Raw genomic sequence first — 20,527 nt, forward strand, 5'->3', positions numbered from 1 at the left:
TCCTCTTATGAATAACAATCTCGATTTTTGCCGGCGAAGTTTTCTCGAGCAGTCCGGTCTTGGATTTGGCACGCTGGCACTGGCGGCTCTGCTGAAACAGGATGGGTTGCTGGCAGCCGATCAGATCTCGCGGCCTGCCCTCAGTCTGCAGCCCAGGCAGGGACACTTCCCGGCACGTGCAAAAAATGTTGTGGTCCTGATGCAGTCCGGCGGGCCGAGTCATATGGACCTGTTTGACCCGAAACCCGAACTGCAGAAGCGTCACGGGACCACCGTTGCAATCAACAGTCTGCAGGGACGGCCGCGTGAGCCTCTGATGGCCAGCCCGTTTCGTTTCTCCAGGCGAGGCCAATCGGGAATGGAATTCTCCGAGCTGGTTCCGCACCTTGGCGCCCTGGCAGACGACCTGTGCATGATTCGTTCGATGCATACCTTTGACCCGTGCCATGCCGGTGCCCCCCTGATTCTCTTCACAGGCAAACTGGAATTCGGACGCCCGACCCTAGGCGCGTGGGTCAGCTATGCACTGGGAACAGAGAATCAGGATCTGCCCGCATATGTCGTACTTCCGGATATCGCCGGACATAACACGGCAGGTTCTGCGTTGTGGGACAACGGGTGGCTTCCGGCTTTGTACGGCGGCACAGAGTTCCGACCGATCGGTTCACCTGTGGTTAATCTGCATTCCGCGCGCGGGATGCCGAAAGGCGCCGACGTCAATGATCTCACGCTGATCGGCAGACTAAATGAAAAATACCGTCGGCGTTATCCCCGGGCCCTGGAGCTTGAGTCGCGGATCCGAAATTATGAATTGGCGGCACGGATGCAGATAGCCGCCGAAAAACACCTGGACCTGACGCAGGAAACGGCGAAAACACGAGAGCAATACGGTATTGATGATCCTGTCACCAAAGCATACGCAACACAGTGCCTGATGGCTCGTCGGCTAATCGAAGCGGGAGTTCGCTTCGTGCAGATCATGAACAAGCCGCACAATCCGTGGGATCACCACGGCAATCTGCGTTCGCGGCTGCCGCAGGAGTGTGCATCGATCGACCGGCCGTCTGCAGCCCTGATCGCAGATCTCAAACAGCGGGGTCTGCTCGACCAGACAATCGTCGTCTGGATTGGAGAATTCGGCCGCCTGCCGACGTCGCAGGGAGGTACGGGACGAGACCACAATATGCATGCGTTCACGGCGTTGATTGCGGGAGGCGGATTCAAATCGGGTCACATTCACGGCGCCACCGACGAACTGGGGCATCGTTCCGTTGTCGATAAAGTCAGTGTCCTGGACCTGTTGTCGACAATCCTGCATCAGGTTGGGCTGGACCAGAATCAGCTGTCATACCGCCACAACAACATCGAAGAAACACTGACTGACGCAAAAGTCACTCAGGCGAGAGTCGTCGGCGAATTGCTTAGTCAGGCACCGACAGTCGTTTAAAACACATGTAAGCCGACGGGGCCGATTGAATCTTCTGCTCAGACTGGCGTCCGGCCCCGGTACAGGACCGGGCTGTCAGTCGTCTGCAGTCGGCAGCACGATACAGATGATCTCTGTATCACTGCGGGCGTAAACGCAATTGCCGGCATAAGCCGGATGAGCCCAGGTTCTGCCAATGATGTTCGTGCGAGTCTCTTCCTGATACCCCTGAGGGTTCAGACGAACCAGGATCAGATCCCCATCGGAATTCAATGCGATCGCCCGATTCCCGTCTCCCAGCCAGACCAGTGTCGCCTGAGGATTCCGTCCCTTGGGAGTCAGACGATTGTCGTCATCCCAGACCTTCGTCCCGGTGGCAAGTTCAAAACAGGTTAGTCCGTGTCGTTTGTCGAGCATGTACCCGTACCCGTCGCGGTACAGTGGCTGCATCATCAAACCACGCAGATTACGTCGATCGTGCCACACCACTTCTGCCGACAGGGAGTCAGTGCCGGGGCGAATCGCCTTGCTGCCGTCGTAGTAACTGCAGACCACCACTAAGCCTTCCTGAAAAATCGGACAGGAGACTGACGAACCATTCACCACCTGGAACGGGACCGTCCACAACAGTTCGCCAGTAGAGGGGACCAGCCCCTGGACGTTTGTGGGAGTCCATGCGACCAGCTGTTGTTTCCCCTGCTGTTCAATCAGAATTGGTGTCGAGTATCCCGCAGAATCTGACAGACTCCTCCAGCGTTCCTCGCCGGTCTCCCGGTCAAAGGCCATCAGACAGCCGTTAGGATCGGCGCCGGGATGCACGATCAGCAGGTCCTCATAGATCAGCGGTGACGCACTGAGTCCCCACAGCGGCACACGAGCTCCAGCCTCTTCAACAAGATCGCGTGACCACACCAGTGTCCCGTCGACAGCCTCAAAACAACACAAATGTCCGACTGCCCCCAGAGTATACACTCGGTCCTGAAAAACGGTCGGAGTGGTACGCGGACCATTATCGTAACTCACTCCACTGTAGTCGACCGGATATACGTGGGACCACAACGGTTCACCTGTCACCGCATCGAAGCACAACACCCGTTCAGTGTCTTCGGGTTCGAGCTGTCGATCCATGACATAAGTACGACCGTCTGCAACAGCAATCCCTCCATAGCCACCACCAAGTTCCCGCTGCCAAACGCGTTTCAGTCCGTCCTCCGGCCATACGGCAGGCAGCCGGGGAGCCTGCCACGTTCCGTCGCCAAGGCGGCCCCGCCAGCGCGGCCAGTCCACACCGTTTTCAGGCAGCGGCACATCGGCTGGATCTGCTGTCATGGCTCGAGCCGAAACATCTGCATCCGACAACCCGGAGGCTGCGATGACCGGATTCAGTGTGGCCCCCTCCGAAGTCAGTTCGCAAACCACCCGCATCCCCAGCGCGTAGAAGCGACCATCCGGAATATCCGCATACCGAAATGCACTGCGGCAGTCACGACCGTCACTGTACCAGTCGCCGCCGCGAATCACACGAGATGTTCCCTGTTCCGAACCGAGCGGATCTGTCTCAGGTGACACCCGGTAATAATCACGGTCAAAACGGTCCATACACCACTCATGCAGATTGCCGTGCATGTCATACAGTCCGAACCCGTTGGGTTCATACGAACCAATGACCGTGGTGCGTTTCAGAAAGGGACCAGGCTCCGCATCTCCAAACGGATGTTCCCCATTGAAATTGGCCTGTGTGGAAGACAGTGTCTCACCCAGATGAAAAACGGTGGTCGTCCCAGCACGGCAGGCATATTCCCATTCCGCTTCCGTGGGCAGCCGATACACACGGCCGGCCGTTTTTTCCGCAGGCAGGTCTGACAGTCGCCGGCAGAACTCAATGGCCTGATACCACGTGAGACCATCAACCGGAACCTGTGAAGCCTCGTCCGATGCATCATTCGGCTGCTCACTTCTGGTGAACGAACTGGGATTGATCTCCATCAACCCCTCGAATTCCGGCTGGGTGACTTCATAGACACCCATATAAAACGGCTTACTGATTCGCACCTGATGTTGTGGCTGTTCGTCTTCGCGAGCACCGGGGTCGGCTTCGGCCGATCCCATAAGATACTCACCTGCGGGAATACGGGTGAGCTTCATACCGATCGAATTTGTGATCGTTGTGACCACTTCTTCGTTGAATTCTTCCTTCCGAGGCGTCGCCGGCTCTGAAGTCTCCGAGGTATTTTCCGATGGGGCACTGATGTCGTCACAGCCGGCCACGGTCAAAACCATTCCGACTGAAATGATCCACGCGATATGGAAAGAGTTGGGCATCCTGCATGTCCGGCTGAAAATCTGTTGAGTGCTCAGGTGAGGTTTCACTGTCAGTCTCAGATACGGCACGTGAAACAAACATTTCTCGCTATGATTCTAACTCGATGCTGAGTCTTCAATCCAATCCCGGGCGATCGTTTTGTTTCGCAATCCCGGATGCTTGCACACCAAATGTACACCGAAATTCGTAAAACCCATGTTTCGACCATGTCCGCAGAACTGCCCGCCGGCACCGACCGGGTCTGATGCCTGCCAATTATTCGTTTTTACTGTCGCAAAAACCGGGGACTGACACTCACAGATATATACTCAGCCAGGAAAACTTGCCTGCGGCACCTCGTTTGACGAACTTCTGCGGTAAACATTTCAAAGCGATTTCGATTTGAAATCGTTTCAGAAATTAAGGTATTGAAGAATCCCGACGACTCCCATACGGACACTCGAACCGAGGTCATTTCCCAAAGATGTTGTGTATCGGGGTCTGATGATCGATACTCTCAGGCTGCCTCAGCCTGGAATCGTGGCAGGTTCACATCGTCTCGGCGAGACGGTGCCTGTGCTTCTCGTCCTCTAAGTATCCTCGTCACACACTTCCCTTTTACCGGGTCGGCGATTCATCGGCGTGCCCCGCAGGAACCACAAAACAACCACTCAGCAGCGGTCTGCGACATTGGACGATCAATGAAGACAGTACCACCCAAGATCGTATTCGCTGCCATGTGGCTGGCCGGCGGAGGGGTCAAAGGCGGCATGACTTGGGGAGCCACTGATGAATTCGGCATGCGTGCCATCGAAAACCGCATGCATGTTCACGACCTGCACGCCACGATTCTGCATCTGATGGGCCTCGACCACGAGCGTCTCACCTTCCGCCATTCCGGTCGCGACTTTCGCCTGACCGACGTCGAAGGCACAGTTGCTCAGGGTATCCTGACCTGACCCGACATCTGCGAACGCAGGTAATCCAGGACAATTTGATTGGGTTCGCTTTTTTCCCAGTGACTCTCAGTACCATCGGTCAGCGTGATGACACGGAATTTCGCGATCTGATGGCCTTTTGACTCAGCCACCAGCACACTCGGGATGGCTTGCCAATCAATTTGTGTGCGACCTGACAACTCGTCGAAGGAGAATGGTTGCGACCGTTCGGTACAAGTTTGATAATCGTCCCGAAGATCATCCCAGCCTGTCGGCCATTGATTGTTGTTAGCTTTCATGTGTTCCACGACCAGGTCAGCGACCCACCAAACCGCATAGGCGTTGCGGACTCCTTGGTTGAGGCGGTGCAGACAGTATCCACCAGCAAGACAAAGTATGACGAGCACGACACAAACGGTCGGCAGCCTGGAGCGTTTTTCCGGTTCGGGTTGTACGTCAGCCATCAGTGTGATCCTGATTCGTACAAGCTAACTTTGAGCCCCGTCAGACCATGACCGGCGGGTTCTCCAAAGATCAGATCTTTGGAAACCAACGTGCTCGACAATCCGAACGCTTATCGTGCCCGTCCTGGTTTGCTTTATGCTGTCAGTCCGTTCGCAGGAACGTCAATGTTCCCTCAATCATGTCAGGAACGATCAGCTGCTCGTTTTTCCGGTCGAAGAACAGGTCGGCGGCCGTAGTGAACCTGTCGGACAGTACGGTCAATGACTGTTTCCTGTAATCGTACTTCCAGACTTTACCCAGCGGCCAACTGGAAACGTACATGACGCCCTGACCAAATTCGATCCCGTCGGCCCCGCGCATGCCATCAGCCATGATCGTATGCTGCTGACCGTCCCACGACAGAATATTTCCGGTAAAGAAATCGCCCAGTACAATTCGGTCGCGGTCACCGGTGCCCGCGACCGCAACCCCGTTGGGACCGGTCAGTTTGCCGCCGGGCGGAACGACCTGAGTCACCGTGCCATCCAGTCCGACTCGATAAACACAGCCGGTTTTGGGGCATTTTGCCCGAGTACTGTCCGCCGGCCAAAGCTTCCTTTCACCGTCCGGATCGAACATCCACCTGGGATGGCTCATCTCGGTCACATAAACACCGGTACCATCCGGCGTCACGGCCACGTCGTTTAAAAACTCGATCGGCCCCGGAAAGTCCTCCCTGGTCACAATTGCCTGAATTTCCCCTTTGGCATTCACTTGCCAAATCGTGGTTTCGTCGGCCGTCACGAGAACTCCACCGACGAATACAATTCCCTTCGGTGAATTCATGCCCCGACAAAATTCTTTCACACTGTCGCCATCAACAACATTCACGCCGCCATCACCAGGTTCATCACCGTCAATAATGGAAACAAACAGTTTGTCATCAAACCCGCGGCAGACACTTTCCGGTTTCTCGCCAACACTGATTACGCGAGGCTCCGAACTGTGGGCCGTCAATTGCAGCACGACGATCATGTTGACGGCGATTAAGATGTGCTTCATGGATCCGGCTCCTCTGTTTCTCCTGAGCTTGCCAAACGCATACGCAGTTCGTGTTGAAATGACTGCCCGAAGAATAATAGCAAAAACAATGTCTACTGCGCGGCCGCCGGGGAAGTTACCACAATGCTACCGCCCTGGCCGTCAATTCGGCAGGTCATTGTCATCACACACGGCAGATGTGAATTCATCGTGGACCAGCTGCGACAAAGGTAAATCCTCCTTGATTAGTTTTCCACCACAGAATGACTGTCTCAAACGGTCCGACTCCGCGTCCCAAAACTTCGCCTGTTTCAGGTACACCACCGGCAAAGTGAAAACAACCGTACCGGTTCCCGGCAAACAGGCCCCTGGAACCAGGCGAGGCATTCCGAACGCTTATCGTTCCTCGTCCAGATTTTGTTTAATTCGGTGATCCGTGACTGAAGCTGACGGACAGCCCATTGTCGGAACTTCCACGTTCGCGGTCCACAGGATCGCGTTGAGCACGATTTTTCGAAAATTGTCATCCTGCCAGCTGACATGGTTATGGGCGCCGGTGAAACCGAATCCCCGTCCTCCGCCCGGGCGTTGGTAGGCCCAAGCCACATGCTGCGGTTCCCTGCGGGCAACTGCCTCACGGACCGTCGCGTTCCCGCTGCGCGGACCATCGGGACGTTCCAGGCTTTCGGGGGGTGGCACATCAGACAGGATCGGAGTGACACCCTTTAAGCCGTCCACAAACCGCATGTGGTAATACCATTCATCCTGTACGCTGAAAGGCTGTACACCATGGCAGATCGGATGATCGGGAAACCTGTAAAACGTCGGTTTCCAGTGAGGATTGACCGACCAGTCGAGATCACAAAAACCTCCCATCCATTCGAGAAACTTTTCACCCGGCCTCCCCTTTTCCGCTTCGGTCGCCCAATGGATCATGACCACTCCTGTCCCTTTCTTCATCCATTCATCGAATTCATCCAGGTGAGGATTCAACAGGTGACGACGGTGACCGGTGCAAAAAATGACAACACTGTCAGCGTTTTCCAGGCAGGTGGTCTCTTTGGGATATCCGTCATGGGGCACAACATACGTATCGACCGGCAGTCCCGAACGTTCTAATCCGTCGGCCAGCAGCAGGCAGCCGGCACGGTGTTCGTGTTTCATCGTACCGTGACTCGGTGAACCATGGATGAAAACAACCTGTGCCCTGTCCTGAGCAGAACATAGGGCGGCGCATAACATCAGGCCCCAGAAGACGAAACCACCTTTGAATGTCATAACCTACTCGCTAACAATTTCGACCCGGTTCCAGTACGCCCATTCATTGCGCCAGTTGTTGGCCCGATTCTCAATGACCAGTGAAACGCTCTGCCCGGCAAACCGGGTGAGATCGACTTCGACATCCAGCCACTCGTTTCCGGCCACCGTCCGCCGGCCAACCATGGTGTCGGCAATCAGCTGGTCATCGGCCAGAACCCGCAGTTGCCAGTCACCGTGAGGGTGATGACTCACACACAGATTCAACGTGGTTCGCTTCTCTTTCGGAATCTCAACCCGACGTTTGAGCTGACAGGGGATGTGGCGATCCTGAGGGTGCGTCTGAACGGCCGTTCGATTTCGAAATTCGCGGTGAAACACGACTCCCAGTTCACCGACCGACCTGACGTTGAATCCCTTCGCCACTTTTTGAAGTGTTCTTTTGTATCGGTCGGCGGTCTTCGAATACTCAATTTCGTCCAAACTTCCGTCACCCGTAATCAGACGTCGGGCTACAAACCGGTTGAGCGTCGGAATCGAACCGGAAGTCACCAGATCGATCGCTTGAGGCGCAAAGTTTGGGACCATCGGCTCCAGAGCAAACCAGTACATGCGGGGAAGGTTGTTATCGTCAGCATCCTCTCCATGCGTCAACAGACCTTCCAGAATCGGCCAGCGATGTTTGAACGGCATCCGCTGAACGGCCGAGGCGAGGTACAGGCGAACTACGGGTGACGGATCAATCCGGGCCAGCAATGCAAAACGATTCCGAACCGACTGCGGGAAGATCACGGGCGAATCGCCGGCAGACGGCGAGAGAGGCAGGAACGCATTCATGGAACTGGCGTCGCCCAGTAATTGAATCGACCAGGCCCGAACATGTTCATTGGAATGGTTCAGCAGCCCGGTCAAATACGCTTGTTCGGTCCCTCCGCTCACGTGCAGAGCCCACAGCGCCCGCAGTTGCTTCGCAGAACCAGTTTCCGTTTTTAGCAGCTGTTTTAATTTTGCATGCACACGCGAACGATCCAGTGTCCCTTCGGACGCACGATACTGCAGTTCGGTCCGCGCCTGGCGGACGAACCAGTCATTGCGATCCGTTTGCAGATCGACCAGCTCGCTGTCAGACAACGCCCGCAAATCTGGCCGATTGACCGCCTGCGCATCGGTCGGCATGATTCGATAGACACGACCGGAATCCGGGAATTGAACCGAATTCCCGCACACGTCCTGATCGTGCCAGTCCAGGATGTAAACACCCCCGTCCGGACCGATCTCCACACTGAACCCAACCCAAGCCATGTCGTTGGTGGGAAGGAAGTCGTCACCATGCTGTCCGATAAAGCTCGATCCACTGGGGACCATCACATCGGTCAGTACGGCATGTTCATGGATATTACACATGAACAAACGGCCCCGATACTTTTCCGGAAAAACATCGGCCAGGTAAAAACGGGCCCCCCCGTGCGCAGACAGGTGGGTATGGTCCCGGATCGTTTTAATGTCGTCGTAAATGTGCGGATTGAAGTGCGGTCGGCTCTGTTTGTGATACACGCCTCCCTGCACCACGTGGAATAGATGCGGAATCACACAACAAGTGGCAAACCCCTGGCCCTGATCGTCAAAATCAAATCCCCAGGGATTGGAAAGACCGCGGGCAAAAATTTCAAAAGTCTGCCGCGTGGGATGGTAACGCCAGATTCCTCCGTCAATCAATTGCCGGTCGCCGTCCGGGTCGCCCGGTTTACCGACTTTCGACATCGTAAACACACCGTGACATCCGTAAAGCCAACCGTCCGGCCCCCAGATAAAACTGTTCAGCGTCTCATGTCGATCATTCATTCCCCAGCCGTCCAGCAGTACCTGAGGCGGGCCGTCAGGCTGGTCATCCCCGTTTTTGTCGGGAATAAATGTCAGGTGAGGCGGCGATCCGACGAAAACGCCCCCCATGCCAACGGCGATGCCGGAGGTAAACGTCAGTGTATCGATGAACGTCTGCTTTTTGTCAAAAACACCATCGCTGTCAGTGTCCTCCAGGATCTGGATACGACTGACCGGATCGTCAGTGTGTTTGCGGCGAGTCCGGTAATTGAAATTCTCGGCCACCCAAATTCGGCCCCGATGATCGAAACAAAACGCGATCGGTTCCGCAATGTCAGGCTCGGAGGCAAACACTGATACGTCGAAACCGGGAGGGATCGACATTTTGGCAACCGCCCGCTGGGGATCCAGGAAGGGTGCATCACTGATTTTGTGTTTTTTCTGGGGCAGTTCGTTTCGCTGTTGTTCGGCTTCCCGACCAACCTGTTCCGATGTTTGCAGGTATTTAACCAGATCGACCACCTGCCGATCGGTTAACCGGTCCAGTTGCCCGTCAGGCATGATTGATTTTTCAGAAGTCCGCTGAAATTCGATATCGGCTCTGGCAATCACGATCCTGGGCTGGTCGGGCGTTCTCAATACAAGTCGAGTTTCATCTTCCTGATCCAACACTCCGGTCACGACCCGACCGTCCACCGTTCCAACCACCACGGTTCTGTACCCGTCGGCAACGTCGAAACTCGGATCAACACTGTTGAGCAGGATGTAATCCAGATTGGCACGATTGGAACCGGTCAGATCAGGACCAACTTTTCCACCCTGGCCGTACAACAGATGACAGGCGGCACACGTTTTCTCATAAACGACCCGACCCCGCGACGGACTGGCCTGTTGCATTGCTTCCGGATTGCAGATTTGGCGGTATTTTTTCAGCAGCTGTTCCCGTTGTTCGGCAATCGGTTGATTGTTTTGGCCGAACACATTGACCCATTCCTGTCCGAGAATGCCGTGCAGAGAACGAGAAACCTGGGACGGGACTTCGTCACGCGGGATCTGCCCCTCCCGAACTGCCTCCAGTAATGCCCGGGCATAAACCCTGCGTGAAGCTAATGTGTCTAGTACGGCGCGACGTTGCAACACATCAAACCCGGAATAACGTTGAAGCAAAATGTCGGGCGCTTTGAGATTTTCCACAATCGCGAAGCCACGAATCGCGTCGAGCGCCATCACCGGTTCATCGATCAAAGTTTCCAATTGCCGGGAGGCTTGCTGATTTTGCTGGTTCAACAACCGGTCCAGCGCCGTTCGGCGCCGACCGGGATCAGTGGCCGGATCCGCAATCCTGTCCAGCGCCCGCTGAACCGCCAGTTCATCACCAAACATCTGAGACAGCTGCAGCGCACGCTGTCGGACCTGCGAATCGGAACTTGAGGTCAAACGGCCGTTCAATCGGTTCCAGGCGTCCGGTTCAGGAATATTTCGTCTGCCTTCCAGACCTTCCAGAACGCCCTGTAGCAGAGCGGCCTGGACCAGCGGATCGTCCGTCCTGTCAATCGCCTGTATAAGCATCGGCAACGAGCCGTCCGGTTCACCATCCTGCACAGCCCAGGCAGTCGCTGCCCAGCACCACAACAGACCATGACAAAGCGTTCGACCCCACGCGCAGGTCGCAAAAATTTTCATTCCGATCAGTCCGCTGATTAAGACGAAGTTTGCAGGGTAAATTCCGGTAGAGGAACCACTTGACCCTGTTTCAGAGCCGATTCATGAGCGCAAAGCCCAACGCAGGTCCAGTTGGCGCTGGTGACCGCATTTGGCCACGGATCCCGATCCTCCAGTAAGGCGCTGACAAATTCGTGGACCAAATGTGGATGGGAGCCACCGTGGCCGCCGCCCTGAATAAAGGACAGGTGATCCGCATCATGGATTTCTGCGGGAAGTGTAAACCGCCGGATTGGTTCGGGCAAAAGGTGGGCAAAGTCAGGCACTTCGATCTTTTGGGGAATCTCATGTTCCTGTTTTTTTGCCGTATGCAGAACGTGTGGTTCGTTTTCAACCAGGGTCCACTCGAAACTTTGCCTGGTTCCGTACACGTCGAAACTCTCACGGTACTGGCGAGCAACATCGTACAGAAATCGCCAGATATGGGCGGTCACGTCGGAGTCCTTGATCTGGATGTGACACGATTCGACCGCGAAAGAATTGCCCGATTTTTTGGCAATATCATCCCTCACTGTTCCGCTGCCAAAACAACTGACCCGCGAAGCAAGCCCGTCGAGTAAACCAAGACAGGGGCTGACCACGTGGGTCGCGTAGTGCATCGGGATCATCTCTTCCCAGTAACTCGGCCAGCCGTCCATATCCTGTGGGTGTGAAGCTGCCAGATGCTGAATTTTTCCGAGTTCCCCTTTCCGGTAGAGCTCCTTGATAAACAGGAATTCCCGGCTGTACACGACCGTTTCGGCCATCATGTATTTCAAACCGGTCTGTTGTACCTTTTCGACAATCTGTCGGCATTCGTCGATGGTGGTCGCCATCGGTACCGTACACATCACATGCTTGCCCGCGTCCAGAGCCTGCAACGACATCCAGGCATGATCCGGGATCGGACTGTTGATATGCACAAAGTCAATTTCACTGTCGGCCAGCACGTCATCGTAACTGGTATACCGCCTGGAAATCCCGAATCGATCGCCACACTTATTCAGCGCCGCCTCGTCCCGACGACAGATCGCGCTGATCTCGACCTGGGGATGCGCCTGATAAATCGGGATAAACTCAGCACCAAAACCCAGTCCAATCATCGCCCCCTGAGGGATCTTATTCATTCCATCACCTATTTTATTTGCGAACGGTCCAGGCCGTTCGATTGACCGGCAGATCACCACCCTGCGGTGGTACCGGCGGAAACTGCACGGATGCAGGGATTCGCTTAATATAACAAACGTTTCGACAAATCACGCCCTTGCGCACGTATAGGTATGCCTTGACCAATGAGTTTTTTCAGGACAGGCGAACCGTCAACTGCTGTCGTCACCATTCACTCGTCTCAGCGCGTTCCCAACACAATGATCGTATAGTCGATCCTGATGCTATTCGTGAAACACGTTAGCCGGATTCGTCTTCCTCATCATGCGTGACCCGCCATTCATTGCAATCATTGCTTGATTTAGATTCCCGACTCCGGATAAAACGTCCGAATACGACATACCTGAATTTCCAACATTCCAAAACGATGAGTCCGTTCAGCATACAGAACCCCGTTCGACTCACCGACCGCATAGCACGAGGACTGTCACCTCCTGTTCTCCCCCCTCCCCCGCACGGTCCGATGAGCTGACCACTGAGTCTTTTTTCCGCAAACACGGCTGTCGGTTTGCATAGACATCCCGTCTCCTGAAAACGCAACCAACATCCTTCCGCAAACGTTCCAGCGCGTCCTGTTCGCCAGCCGAAACATTCGACAGCCCTGGATCCGACCTGAAACATAACTTACAAATGTCCTCAGCGTCCTGGCCTACTCATGATTGACTGCCGGCTGCCGTGCAGCCGGAACGATCGTATGGCCTGATCCTCAACGAAGCATCCGCGGACACAACCCGGTAAGTCGGACGCGGGTGGTTCGCCGATTTGTTGGAGATTCCCGACGTTCTCCGGATCTTCGGAAGACCGCTGGTTCACATCTTGACTTTACGCAGGAACGTCAGAACTTTCTTAAAAACACGGGCGAGCTCCATGCCCATTGTCCATTGGTCTGTCTCACCCTGACGTAATAAAACCCTTCCTCCCCGCTGTCATCCACGTCGACAAACTCGCAGCGCCAATTCAGCTCCCCGGGCTGGGGCGCACGATTGAAACGCCAACTCGGCGCGACCGTGTGCTCGAGTGAACCCGATCGCGCCCCGAGCATCAGTTCCTCAAGCGTATGCTCGGCGCGAACACCGTTCATCACCGCGAATACCCGCGCGTCTCGCTGCATTTCAACTTCCAGGCACATCCCCTGAGTCGTGCACGTTGAGTTCGTTGGATTGCCAACGGACTGCGTTTCGAAAAGAACGGCCCGCTCCGTTTTCTCAAGGATTCTGGAGCAATAAAATGACTCTCCTTTGTCTGATTCACGTTCCGTCGGCGCCACGACTTCCAGACCACGAAAGCGTGGCTCGACGTTCAAAACACGACCGGAGTGAATTCCAAATTCGACACACCAGTCGGTCGTTCTGTGCTTCTCGCCCCAGCCAAGTTCGAGGTGGAGTTTTGTCCTCACACAGTCGCTCGCCCCGGATACCGGAGCGACATCCATTTGCGACAGCCGCCGTATGAGTTTGCCGTTCCTGATCACATCCACACAGTCAATCGCGCCGCCGGCCGCAACGTTGACCGCGATTTTCCGACGTGTCGTGACAGGTATCACATCGCCCATCGCTGCGTCATTGACCGCGAATTCCAGCAGTATCCGATCACCGGTCAACGCGTACATGCGCCGCGCGTAAAACGCATCCCAGATCGCTTCCCGTGTACAGGCCTCCGCCCACAAACCAGTACAACCATGTCCATAACTTCCGGGATGTCCACTGTGATGATCGGTACTGCCCGAAAAGCCAAATACGTGTCCGTGGCGCAAACCGCAGGCGATCGTACTCTCCCAGTCCGACGGCCCCATCGAATGCAGAAACGGACGCGTATTTTCACTGTTTTCCGAACAGCCGTGCATCGACAACAACTCGACGAACGGGGCAAACGTCGGGTCGAACGTACTCCAGTCGATCCCGCGGGTACCGGCGCGGTAACCAACATGATGTGGCTGCGCAATGCTGTCTTTCCCATTGTCACGAAGGTCCTGTAACAACCGCTGCAGATCGTTGAGATCGTCGGGATACAGAATTTCTCCATCCAGAGTCTTGTAGAGCATGTTACGATCCCCGGTGGCACTGAAGTGAACTTCGAAGCCCGGAAAAATCACAAATTCACCCTCCACGTTCCTGGTCCGCAGCGTCTCCATCATTTGTGGCCAGGCCGATTTCAAACGGGAAAACCCTTCTTCGTGAAAGTCGATGAGATACTGAATTCGTTCCTCGGGCTGAGGCATATCGGGCCAGTGCGCGTGACCGGTGATCGACACGAAATCCAGTTGCTCGCGTGCGTTGGACAATGCGTCTTCCAATGAACCGTGGCCGTAGGAAATCCCGCAATGATTGTGAATATCACCAAACAAAGGGCGCAAACCGCTGTAGGGGTCACCGTTCATCTTCTCGTCCCACTGGTCTCCGTCTTCCGATTCGCCCCGTTCGGGCACCGACAGGCCGAAAGTATGCCTTCGCCTCCCTGCGGTAACTCAACTGTCTGTTGCGGATGACACCGAGGTCGTTGTGTCATCGTTCAAGTCTCCTCATGCTGTGAAAACTCATAACACATGTGTCAGGATTTTGGGAGCAGACCAAACGTGGCGACGGCGTATCAACCACGGAAAGGCCTGGCAGGTTCAATGCAAAACGCGGATCTGACGAATCGGAACGAAAAGTCCAGCGCCAGGTCGCGCACAAATCCTGCGGGCAGACAACATGTTCAGTAGCGGCTTTGCGTGCATCAATCAATAACGCCAGCCCGCCTGTAACAGAACACCGTCGCTGAGCCGTATTTCTGTGGCCGTCACTTCATATTCAATGCGCCGGTTGAATGCATAGCCACATTCAGCGAACCAGCCGCCTCCGCCATCGGTGACGTGATCAATTCCAAAGATCACTCGGATATCCCGCAGAGACAATTCGTCTGTGAGTCCTGAGTTCCGCGTCACTGCCCAGGTATTACCGCCGATACCGGCTGTGAGATAACTCCACGTTTCATACCGGCTGCCGTTTTTGTCCAGTCGCCATGCAAGCTTCGATTCCGGAAAGCGAAGGTCGAGTTTGACCGTCGGCTTCGGAGTCCATGTCAGGCCGACTGCCGGGAGCAGCGGTAGATCGGCACGGTCGAGATAGACGGCACCAAACGACAGTGACAGAAGCTCCGGTTGATAATCCCAGTTCAGTAAACCGAGCCCAAAAACACGAAACGCCTGATCACTCGTCGTAAAATCACTGCGGATTGAAGGACGCAGGATAGCCATCGCGCTTAGCTGATTATGAATTGGCCTGCGGTAGAAAAAACTCAACCCGGTTTCAAACAGTTCAGCGGGAACGTCCAGCGTTGGTGCCACGTCAAAAACATCAGCTCGAAAGGAAGGAGTGACTCCGAGAATATTTTGGAAACTACCGAGTGGGATGCCCAAATCAACAGATGTTTCAACAAAACGTGTGTTCAAATCGTCGTGGCCAATGGCTTCTAACCAACCGGCAGAAAACTTGATGTTTTGAACCGCTTGTTTCTTGAACCGTCTGACAGGAATCTCGGTGATGTTTACGTGCGGTGTGGAATCCAATCCGTGGGGAACACATTGCAGGGAAGACTGCTCAATAGACGCATGCTGCGCTTGAACGCACGACGTCAACATTAGGATAAGACAGTGGACAGGTTTCACGATGGAATCTTAGTCATCTCATGGAGACTGACCTGCGTTAAGAATTCGATTTTGGTGAGACTTCCAGGTCAATTGTTGGGATCGTCATGCCCAATAGCAGAAGTTGCCGATCGTGCTGAATAAGTTTCAGAACTTCTGACTGATTGTGGAGTGGGTCTGGCAGGTTGAAACAGGAAACGAACGGCCATAGCCTGCAATGTCGTCACCTGCGGTTAACATCACCAATCACGCGTGTCTGTGCCGTTCCCCACAGGATTCCACGTTCATCGCATTCAGAAACAACGAACAATTCAGCCGGACTTCATGAACAAAAGATGAGAACTCGTCTCCGCTCCACGAGTTTCTAATCCACTGGTGTTATCGGCGATGCCTGTCCGAAATGTGTCCGGTCACGCCGGCGAGTGTGCTGACGTGTTAAACAACCGGCATCATGGCAATATCGATCCAGCACAACCCTGCTTAACTGGTTCCGGCATCGTCCGGTATTGACGCATATTCGTCAGGATCCACGGTGTCTGAAAACAGCAACGGGGCACAGTCTTCCATGTCGAAGTGGAACATCGCCTGTGTCGCCAGACTGAGATCAATTTCAGTCACGAGTAGTTGTTCCTGCCGGAGTTCAGATTCAGCATGCACCTGACCATCGGGAGCAACGACCATTGAACGACAGTTCTGATGCGGATCCAGGCACGCGTTGCACGATGCAAACCAAATCGTGTTTTCGGCCGCTCGGGTCGTGATCATGGAATGATGAAGGGGAATCTTCCAGGCATTGGGACGCGTGGTGTTATTCTGTGGGTGAAAGACAAGGCGTGCTCCCTGACGGACGCATTCGGCCGTTGTTTCCGCAAAACGGAATCCCTCAAAGCAAATCACCACGCCCACACACACGTTGCACAGTTCAAACGTCTGCATCGTGTTCCCGGATGAGTACGCTACGGCATCGAGGGGTGTCAGCTTCGTCTTGTGGTGAACACCCAATACTTGACCCTGCTCACTGATCACCAGCGCTGAATTGTACGGTCTGGCATCTGGCTGACCGGCAACAGGAGTCTCCGTTCCCAAAATGCAGGCCATGTGTGCGCGGGCGCAACGCCGCGCCACTTCTTCGTGCAGTTCATTCAACTTCGCGACGGGACACGGTGCACGGGTTTCGGCAATATCAACACGATAGCCAACCGTCTGTGTTTCCGGGAAACAAACGATCTGCACACTCTCACGAGCCGCTTCGTCCAGGAATCGCAGAATCGTCTCGGAATTTTGATCAAAATCGGACGTCTGTCGGGTCTGAGCCAGCCCGATTCTTAATGTGGTCACGCCAAAGCCTCACTTGAATCACAAAACACACAAGGATGCGTGTACCTCCGACTGCAGAGCTGATCGCACACGGTTTGGTCTACCGTATGTCAGACGCACACACAGTGTCTTACAAAGGAGTCCTGTCCGGCAACACAAAAGTCGGTTTAACACGTCAGCGGGGAAAATCCGGTCTCATGACAGAAATGAACTGTACCGTGAACTCAAACACGTTCATCAAGGCAGGATGATATCCGAAACATGGAGAATGCTGTTGAGTCCGGCACGAACCTTTTAGTCCTGCCGCATGTGCGGCAGGGTCCGATATTCTCCTGTTACAACCCGGTCTTCTGCAATCACAACCCTCGTGTGTGTTCACGGCGGTACAAATGAAAAGAGGGAAGGAAAAATCCTTCCCTCTTTCCGCCGAGCGTCTGCCAGACAGACAACACGACAGGAGCTCCCACTCGGGCAACGAGCCCTTTTATGAGTGGGAACAGGCGAACCAGACAGCCCAGGGGTTACTGCTCCCGATGTTGGTCCGGAAACCGGTGCTCCTTCGACGAGTCCTGGTGGATAGACCACGTCCGTGCTCAACCACTTCCGGTCCTGCCATCTCCTCTTTTTGCTCACAATTTCTCAGACAGGCCTTGATCCGGCCATGCATTCATGGCGTGTGAACTTATCCTTCATCCGCTCACTTAACTACGCGAGTTTTGAACAACGCCCAACTTGTGTGCGGATAGGCCTTCCACCGCTGACTAGGCAACACGCGCGCCAAATCGACAGCAGAGACACAATCTCATTGAGTGTTTTTCTCAAATGGTCAGCGAATTTAGCAGTCCATGGACCGGAACGTTTCACACAATTCTGCACGCAGGCATAACTGGATGGAAACAGCTGCATATTTATGCATCAGTATCGCTTATTCGTCCGGCACTGTTTATCAGGCCGGTTACACTCGTTGGATCGCATCAGGAACTCCAGCGTTCCAATTCCCTGAGAGGCCCGTTCAAATTCGCCATCGAACAGATTAAGAACTCTCAGGATCAATCCGGCACTGAGGGGAATTCAACCACGAAAAACAAACCGCCGGAGACCTGTCGGGCCGTCTCCATTCATGGCCATGTGCTCCCGAACAGACTGTTCATTCCCGTCTCTTTTCCAAAAGCTGCCCAGGGGCGTATATCCCGTGGTCATCGTCATTTTGGATGCAGCTGCAACAAATCAAGTTGATACCGACCAGATCAGACCAGCTTGTCCCCCGGGGCAGACTGTCGAACTGACAGAGACCTCAACTTCGCTGGCCGATCGTCATCACGTTCACGGCCTGCGGCAGGACACAGAAGATCGGCATCTGAACAACTCAACACTACCTGCCCCGCCACAAAATTCACTTATCTCAGCCGAAACGACAATCCCCGCGCATAAAAAACGCCTGTTCAAACCCAACTGAGGAGCTTCGAACAGGCGTCGAATAGCCTTGCACGGTTCACGAGAGCTAATTGTTCTCAGCTAAAGCAACATTGATTCTTCGCCCCTTGCGGTCAAAGTACACTTCGCCTTCAACCAGCGAGAACAGCGTGTAATCGTTACCGATACCTACGTTGCGGCCCGGATGCCATTTGGTGCCACACTGTCGAACCAGAATGTTACCAGGAGCCACACTCTCGCCGCTGTACTTCTTGATGCCCCGTCGCTGAGCCTGCGAATCACGTCCGTTACGGGTCGATCCCTGTCCTTTCTTGTGAGCCATATTACCGTTCCATTTACTATGATATTCGCGGAGAGACGCAGCAATGGAGTCTCTCGGACAAGCCTTTGAGTTCGCGGACAAGCGATCTCCGAATAGGTTAATTCCCTATTTTGACGTCCGGAGCTAAATATGCAAGAGATCTCTCACTACCTCTCGCATGGATTCCCGGAGGAAGCAGCATGTTCAGGGAGCGTTAAACGGACATCACGGCCGTTACGCACATAACAATCCACCGGCGAATAGACGATTGACAAGGTCCACAGGGTGAACGTCCGGCCTGGGTGATTACCTGACAGTCGCATCCTTCGTTCTGTTGCCGAGAACAGAAAGCACACCGGGAAAATCCAGAGTTGCTTCGCGTGGCACATAGATCCATTTTGGTTCACCGACAACACGAAACTCTCGATCACTTTGTTCAAAGCGATCTCCAGGCCTGCCAAATTCCTGCACAATACACTTGTCCTCAACCATGATTTTTCCGTCATCATGCGAAGTGAGCCGATAAGCATTGCTGAACCCGGACATGATCACTCTAAAGAAGTCTGTATCAGGATTAACATTGCGCCAGATGGCAACTCCGTAGAGTGCGTGATCCAGAGCGTCGGGGTCATCTACAGAAACCTGAGTCCCAACAGCAGAAATGGCCTCGATGCTGTTGAGAAGCTGCCGATCTTTGGCGTTATCACGAAATTCCCGCCTCAAGACCGCCTGCTGAATGCCGTGGTTGACTTCATCAACGTAGGTGTTTTCCGCACCCTCATCAGTTGTTTGCAGCACGAAACGTGGCATCACCAGGCTGTCAGTACGGAATTCATCCGGTTTATTTTGGGGATCCACAGCTTCATTCCGGAGACGATTCAGCAGGTTCGACCGGGATTCTTCAGACCCTGCCAATTCCGTGTAGTCCCGTGGTATGACGCGGTACACCATGTACCAGACAAGCTCACGCTTTGTCTGCTGAGTCTGTGGATCTGTGACCGGCAGTCGCAGCAGCCGAACCGGTTTGTACTGAACTTCGGCAATCCACAAAGCTGGAAATCCCGGGCCAAGGATCGCATCGTTTGCCGTACGGTTTAGCTGTGTCCCGAGCATTTCCTGCACGTTGACAACAATCGAACTGCTGCGAGCAAAGCCTCGATTCAGTTCGGCCCGAATCGTTTGACTGTATGCAGCCTGCTGGCTGATTCCCGCAAAAAACGTGAGCAGCACCAAACAGAAATGACAGGTTCGGCCAAACATTGAACAGATCCTGATGACTTGAACTGGTCGCGAACTTAAAAACGTCCGTCACCTAATTTTACCGGCAGAACCGGCACATTATGCCGGTCAGTCGAAATTCTGCGACGGTCCCATAGAAGTTATCGACCGGATACCGGATGGAGGTTGCTCTATCGTCTGCGCAAGCTCTGCAAAAGCAAGGAAATTACCAGCGACGAAGCGTGTACATCAACCAGATTTTGTTTCGACAATGGATTACCGGTGGGAATTTGTCGTCGCCTGCCGGGTCTCACCTTTCCCGGACATCATGTTTCAGATCAGATTGCGGGTGTCATCCGATCTCAGCTGGGACAGAGTCATCCACTTCGCAGTCGCGGTGACAACCCGAGTGCCTCGCTCCCCAAAGTACCGTAACTCTTTGAGATCAAGCGAAGCATGGTCTCTCTCGTCACCGTTCCAGGCGATCATCCGGCGTGATTTCTATGACAGACTATTTATTCTACCACGGATAATG

Annotated in this window: 14 protein-coding genes and 1 pseudogene; 2 read left to right on the forward strand and 13 right to left on the reverse strand. The window is 54.4% G+C overall.

All coding sequences use genetic code 11. The features are described 5' to 3' along the window. Positions 1–7 precede the first annotated feature (7 nt). Positions 8–1,447, forward strand: coding sequence for a DUF1501 domain-containing protein (locus MK110_11335; GenBank protein MCH2211887.1), 1,440 nt, complete (start codon positions 8–10; stop codon positions 1,445–1,447). A gap of 75 nt (positions 1,448–1,522) precedes the next feature. On the opposite strand, the gene MK110_11340 is transcribed toward MK110_11335, so the two are convergent. After that, a complete protein-coding gene (locus MK110_11340) occupies positions 1,523–3,748 on the reverse strand; it encodes an SUMF1/EgtB/PvdO family nonheme iron enzyme (GenBank protein MCH2211888.1) in 2,226 nt (741 codons plus the stop codon). Positions 3,749–4,465: 717 nt separating this feature from the next. Between MK110_11340 and MK110_11345 the strand changes: the two are divergent. After that, positions 4,466–4,687, forward strand: a pseudogene (locus tag MK110_11345) (DUF1501 domain-containing protein). On the opposite strand, the gene MK110_11350 reads toward MK110_11345, so the two are convergent. The 12 genes from MK110_11350 to MK110_11405 form a co-directional block, all read right to left on the reverse strand. After that, a complete protein-coding gene (locus MK110_11350) occupies positions 4,669–5,130 on the reverse strand; it encodes a hypothetical protein (GenBank protein ID MCH2211889.1) in 462 nt (153 codons plus the stop codon). The pseudogene MK110_11345 and the gene MK110_11350 sit on opposite strands and share 19 nt — an antisense overlap. A gap of 142 nt (positions 5,131–5,272) precedes the next feature. After that, positions 5,273–6,172, reverse strand: coding sequence for a hypothetical protein (locus MK110_11355; GenBank protein ID MCH2211890.1), 900 nt, complete (start codon positions 6,170–6,172; stop codon positions 5,273–5,275). Between the two features lie 141 nt (positions 6,173–6,313). After that, the gene (locus MK110_11360; GenBank protein MCH2211891.1) at positions 6,314–6,538 is read right to left on the reverse strand and encodes a hypothetical protein; all 225 of its coding nucleotides are present in this window, start codon (positions 6,536–6,538) and stop codon (positions 6,314–6,316) included. Between the two features lie 9 nt (positions 6,539–6,547). Then, the gene (locus MK110_11365; protein MCH2211892.1) at positions 6,548–7,315 is read right to left on the reverse strand and encodes a ThuA domain-containing protein; all 768 of its coding nucleotides are present in this window, start codon (positions 7,313–7,315) and stop codon (positions 6,548–6,550) included. Positions 7,316–7,432: 117 nt separating this feature from the next. Continuing rightward, on the reverse strand, positions 7,433–10,912 hold the full coding sequence (locus MK110_11370) for a c-type cytochrome (protein MCH2211893.1): 3,480 nt from the start codon (positions 10,910–10,912) through the stop codon (positions 7,433–7,435). 17 nt (positions 10,913–10,929) lie between these two features. After that, a complete protein-coding gene (locus MK110_11375; GenBank protein ID MCH2211894.1) occupies positions 10,930–12,057 on the reverse strand; it encodes a Gfo/Idh/MocA family oxidoreductase in 1,128 nt (375 codons plus the stop codon). An 875-nt stretch (positions 12,058–12,932) separates the two neighbouring features. Next, complete coding sequence (locus MK110_11380; GenBank protein ID MCH2211895.1) at positions 12,933–14,522, reverse strand: DUF3604 domain-containing protein; 1,590 nt, start codon at positions 14,520–14,522, stop codon at positions 12,933–12,935. Positions 14,523–14,816: 294 nt separating this feature from the next. Then, on the reverse strand, positions 14,817–15,527 hold the full coding sequence (locus MK110_11385) for a DUF6268 family outer membrane beta-barrel protein (protein ID MCH2211896.1): 711 nt from the start codon (positions 15,525–15,527) through the stop codon (positions 14,817–14,819). A gap of 675 nt (positions 15,528–16,202) precedes the next feature. Beyond that, positions 16,203–17,060 carry a carbon-nitrogen hydrolase family protein gene (locus tag MK110_11390; protein MCH2211897.1) on the reverse strand — a complete coding sequence of 286 codons (858 nt, stop codon included), beginning with the start codon at positions 17,058–17,060 and terminating at the stop codon, positions 16,203–16,205. A 1,480-nt stretch (positions 17,061–18,540) separates the two neighbouring features. Then, a complete protein-coding gene (gene rpmA / locus MK110_11395; protein MCH2211898.1) occupies positions 18,541–18,795 on the reverse strand; it encodes a 50S ribosomal protein L27 in 255 nt (84 codons plus the stop codon). Positions 18,796–19,080: 285 nt separating this feature from the next. Further along, on the reverse strand, positions 19,081–20,034 hold the full coding sequence (locus tag MK110_11400) for a hypothetical protein (protein MCH2211899.1): 954 nt from the start codon (positions 20,032–20,034) through the stop codon (positions 19,081–19,083). A gap of 291 nt (positions 20,035–20,325) precedes the next feature. Then, on the reverse strand, positions 20,326–20,481 hold the full coding sequence (locus MK110_11405; protein ID MCH2211900.1) for a hypothetical protein: 156 nt from the start codon (positions 20,479–20,481) through the stop codon (positions 20,326–20,328). Positions 20,482–20,527 lie beyond the last annotated feature (46 nt).

The sequence above is a fragment of the Fuerstiella sp. genome (genome assembly GCA_022447225.1).
In the GTDB taxonomy this organism is placed as follows: Bacteria; Planctomycetota; Planctomycetia; order Planctomycetales; family Planctomycetaceae; genus S139-18.

Bases quoted from the DNA above. Each gene is read 5' to 3' on its own strand.
- MK110_11405 (MCH2211900.1), bottom strand. From the start codon at position 20,481: ATGATCGCCTGGAACGGTGACGAGAGAGACCATGCTTCGCTTGATCTC.
- MK110_11340 (MCH2211888.1), bottom strand. From the start codon at position 3,748: ATGCCCAACTCTTTCCATATCGCGTGGATCATTTCAGTCGGAATGGTT.
- MK110_11365 (MCH2211892.1), bottom strand. From the start codon at position 7,315: ATGAAACACGAACACCGTGCCGGCTGCCTGCTGCTGGCCGACGGATTA.
- MK110_11400 (MCH2211899.1), bottom strand. From the start codon at position 20,034: ATGTTTGGCCGAACCTGTCATTTCTGTTTGGTGCTGCTCACGTTTTTT.
- MK110_11375 (MCH2211894.1), bottom strand. From the start codon at position 12,057: ATGAATAAGATCCCTCAGGGGGCGATGATTGGACTGGGTTTTGGTGCT.
- MK110_11360 (MCH2211891.1), bottom strand. From the start codon at position 6,538: ATGCCTCGCCTGGTTCCAGGGGCCTGTTTGCCGGGAACCGGTACGGTT.
- MK110_11355 (MCH2211890.1), bottom strand. From the start codon at position 6,172: ATGAAGCACATCTTAATCGCCGTCAACATGATCGTCGTGCTGCAATTG.
- MK110_11350 (MCH2211889.1), bottom strand. From the start codon at position 5,130: ATGGCTGACGTACAACCCGAACCGGAAAAACGCTCCAGGCTGCCGACC.
- MK110_11370 (MCH2211893.1), bottom strand. From the start codon at position 10,912: ATGAAAATTTTTGCGACCTGCGCGTGGGGTCGAACGCTTTGTCATGGT.
- MK110_11335 (MCH2211887.1), top strand. From the start codon at position 8: ATGAATAACAATCTCGATTTTTGCCGGCGAAGTTTTCTCGAGCAGTCC.
- rpmA (MCH2211898.1), bottom strand. From the start codon at position 18,795: ATGGCTCACAAGAAAGGACAGGGATCGACCCGTAACGGACGTGATTCG.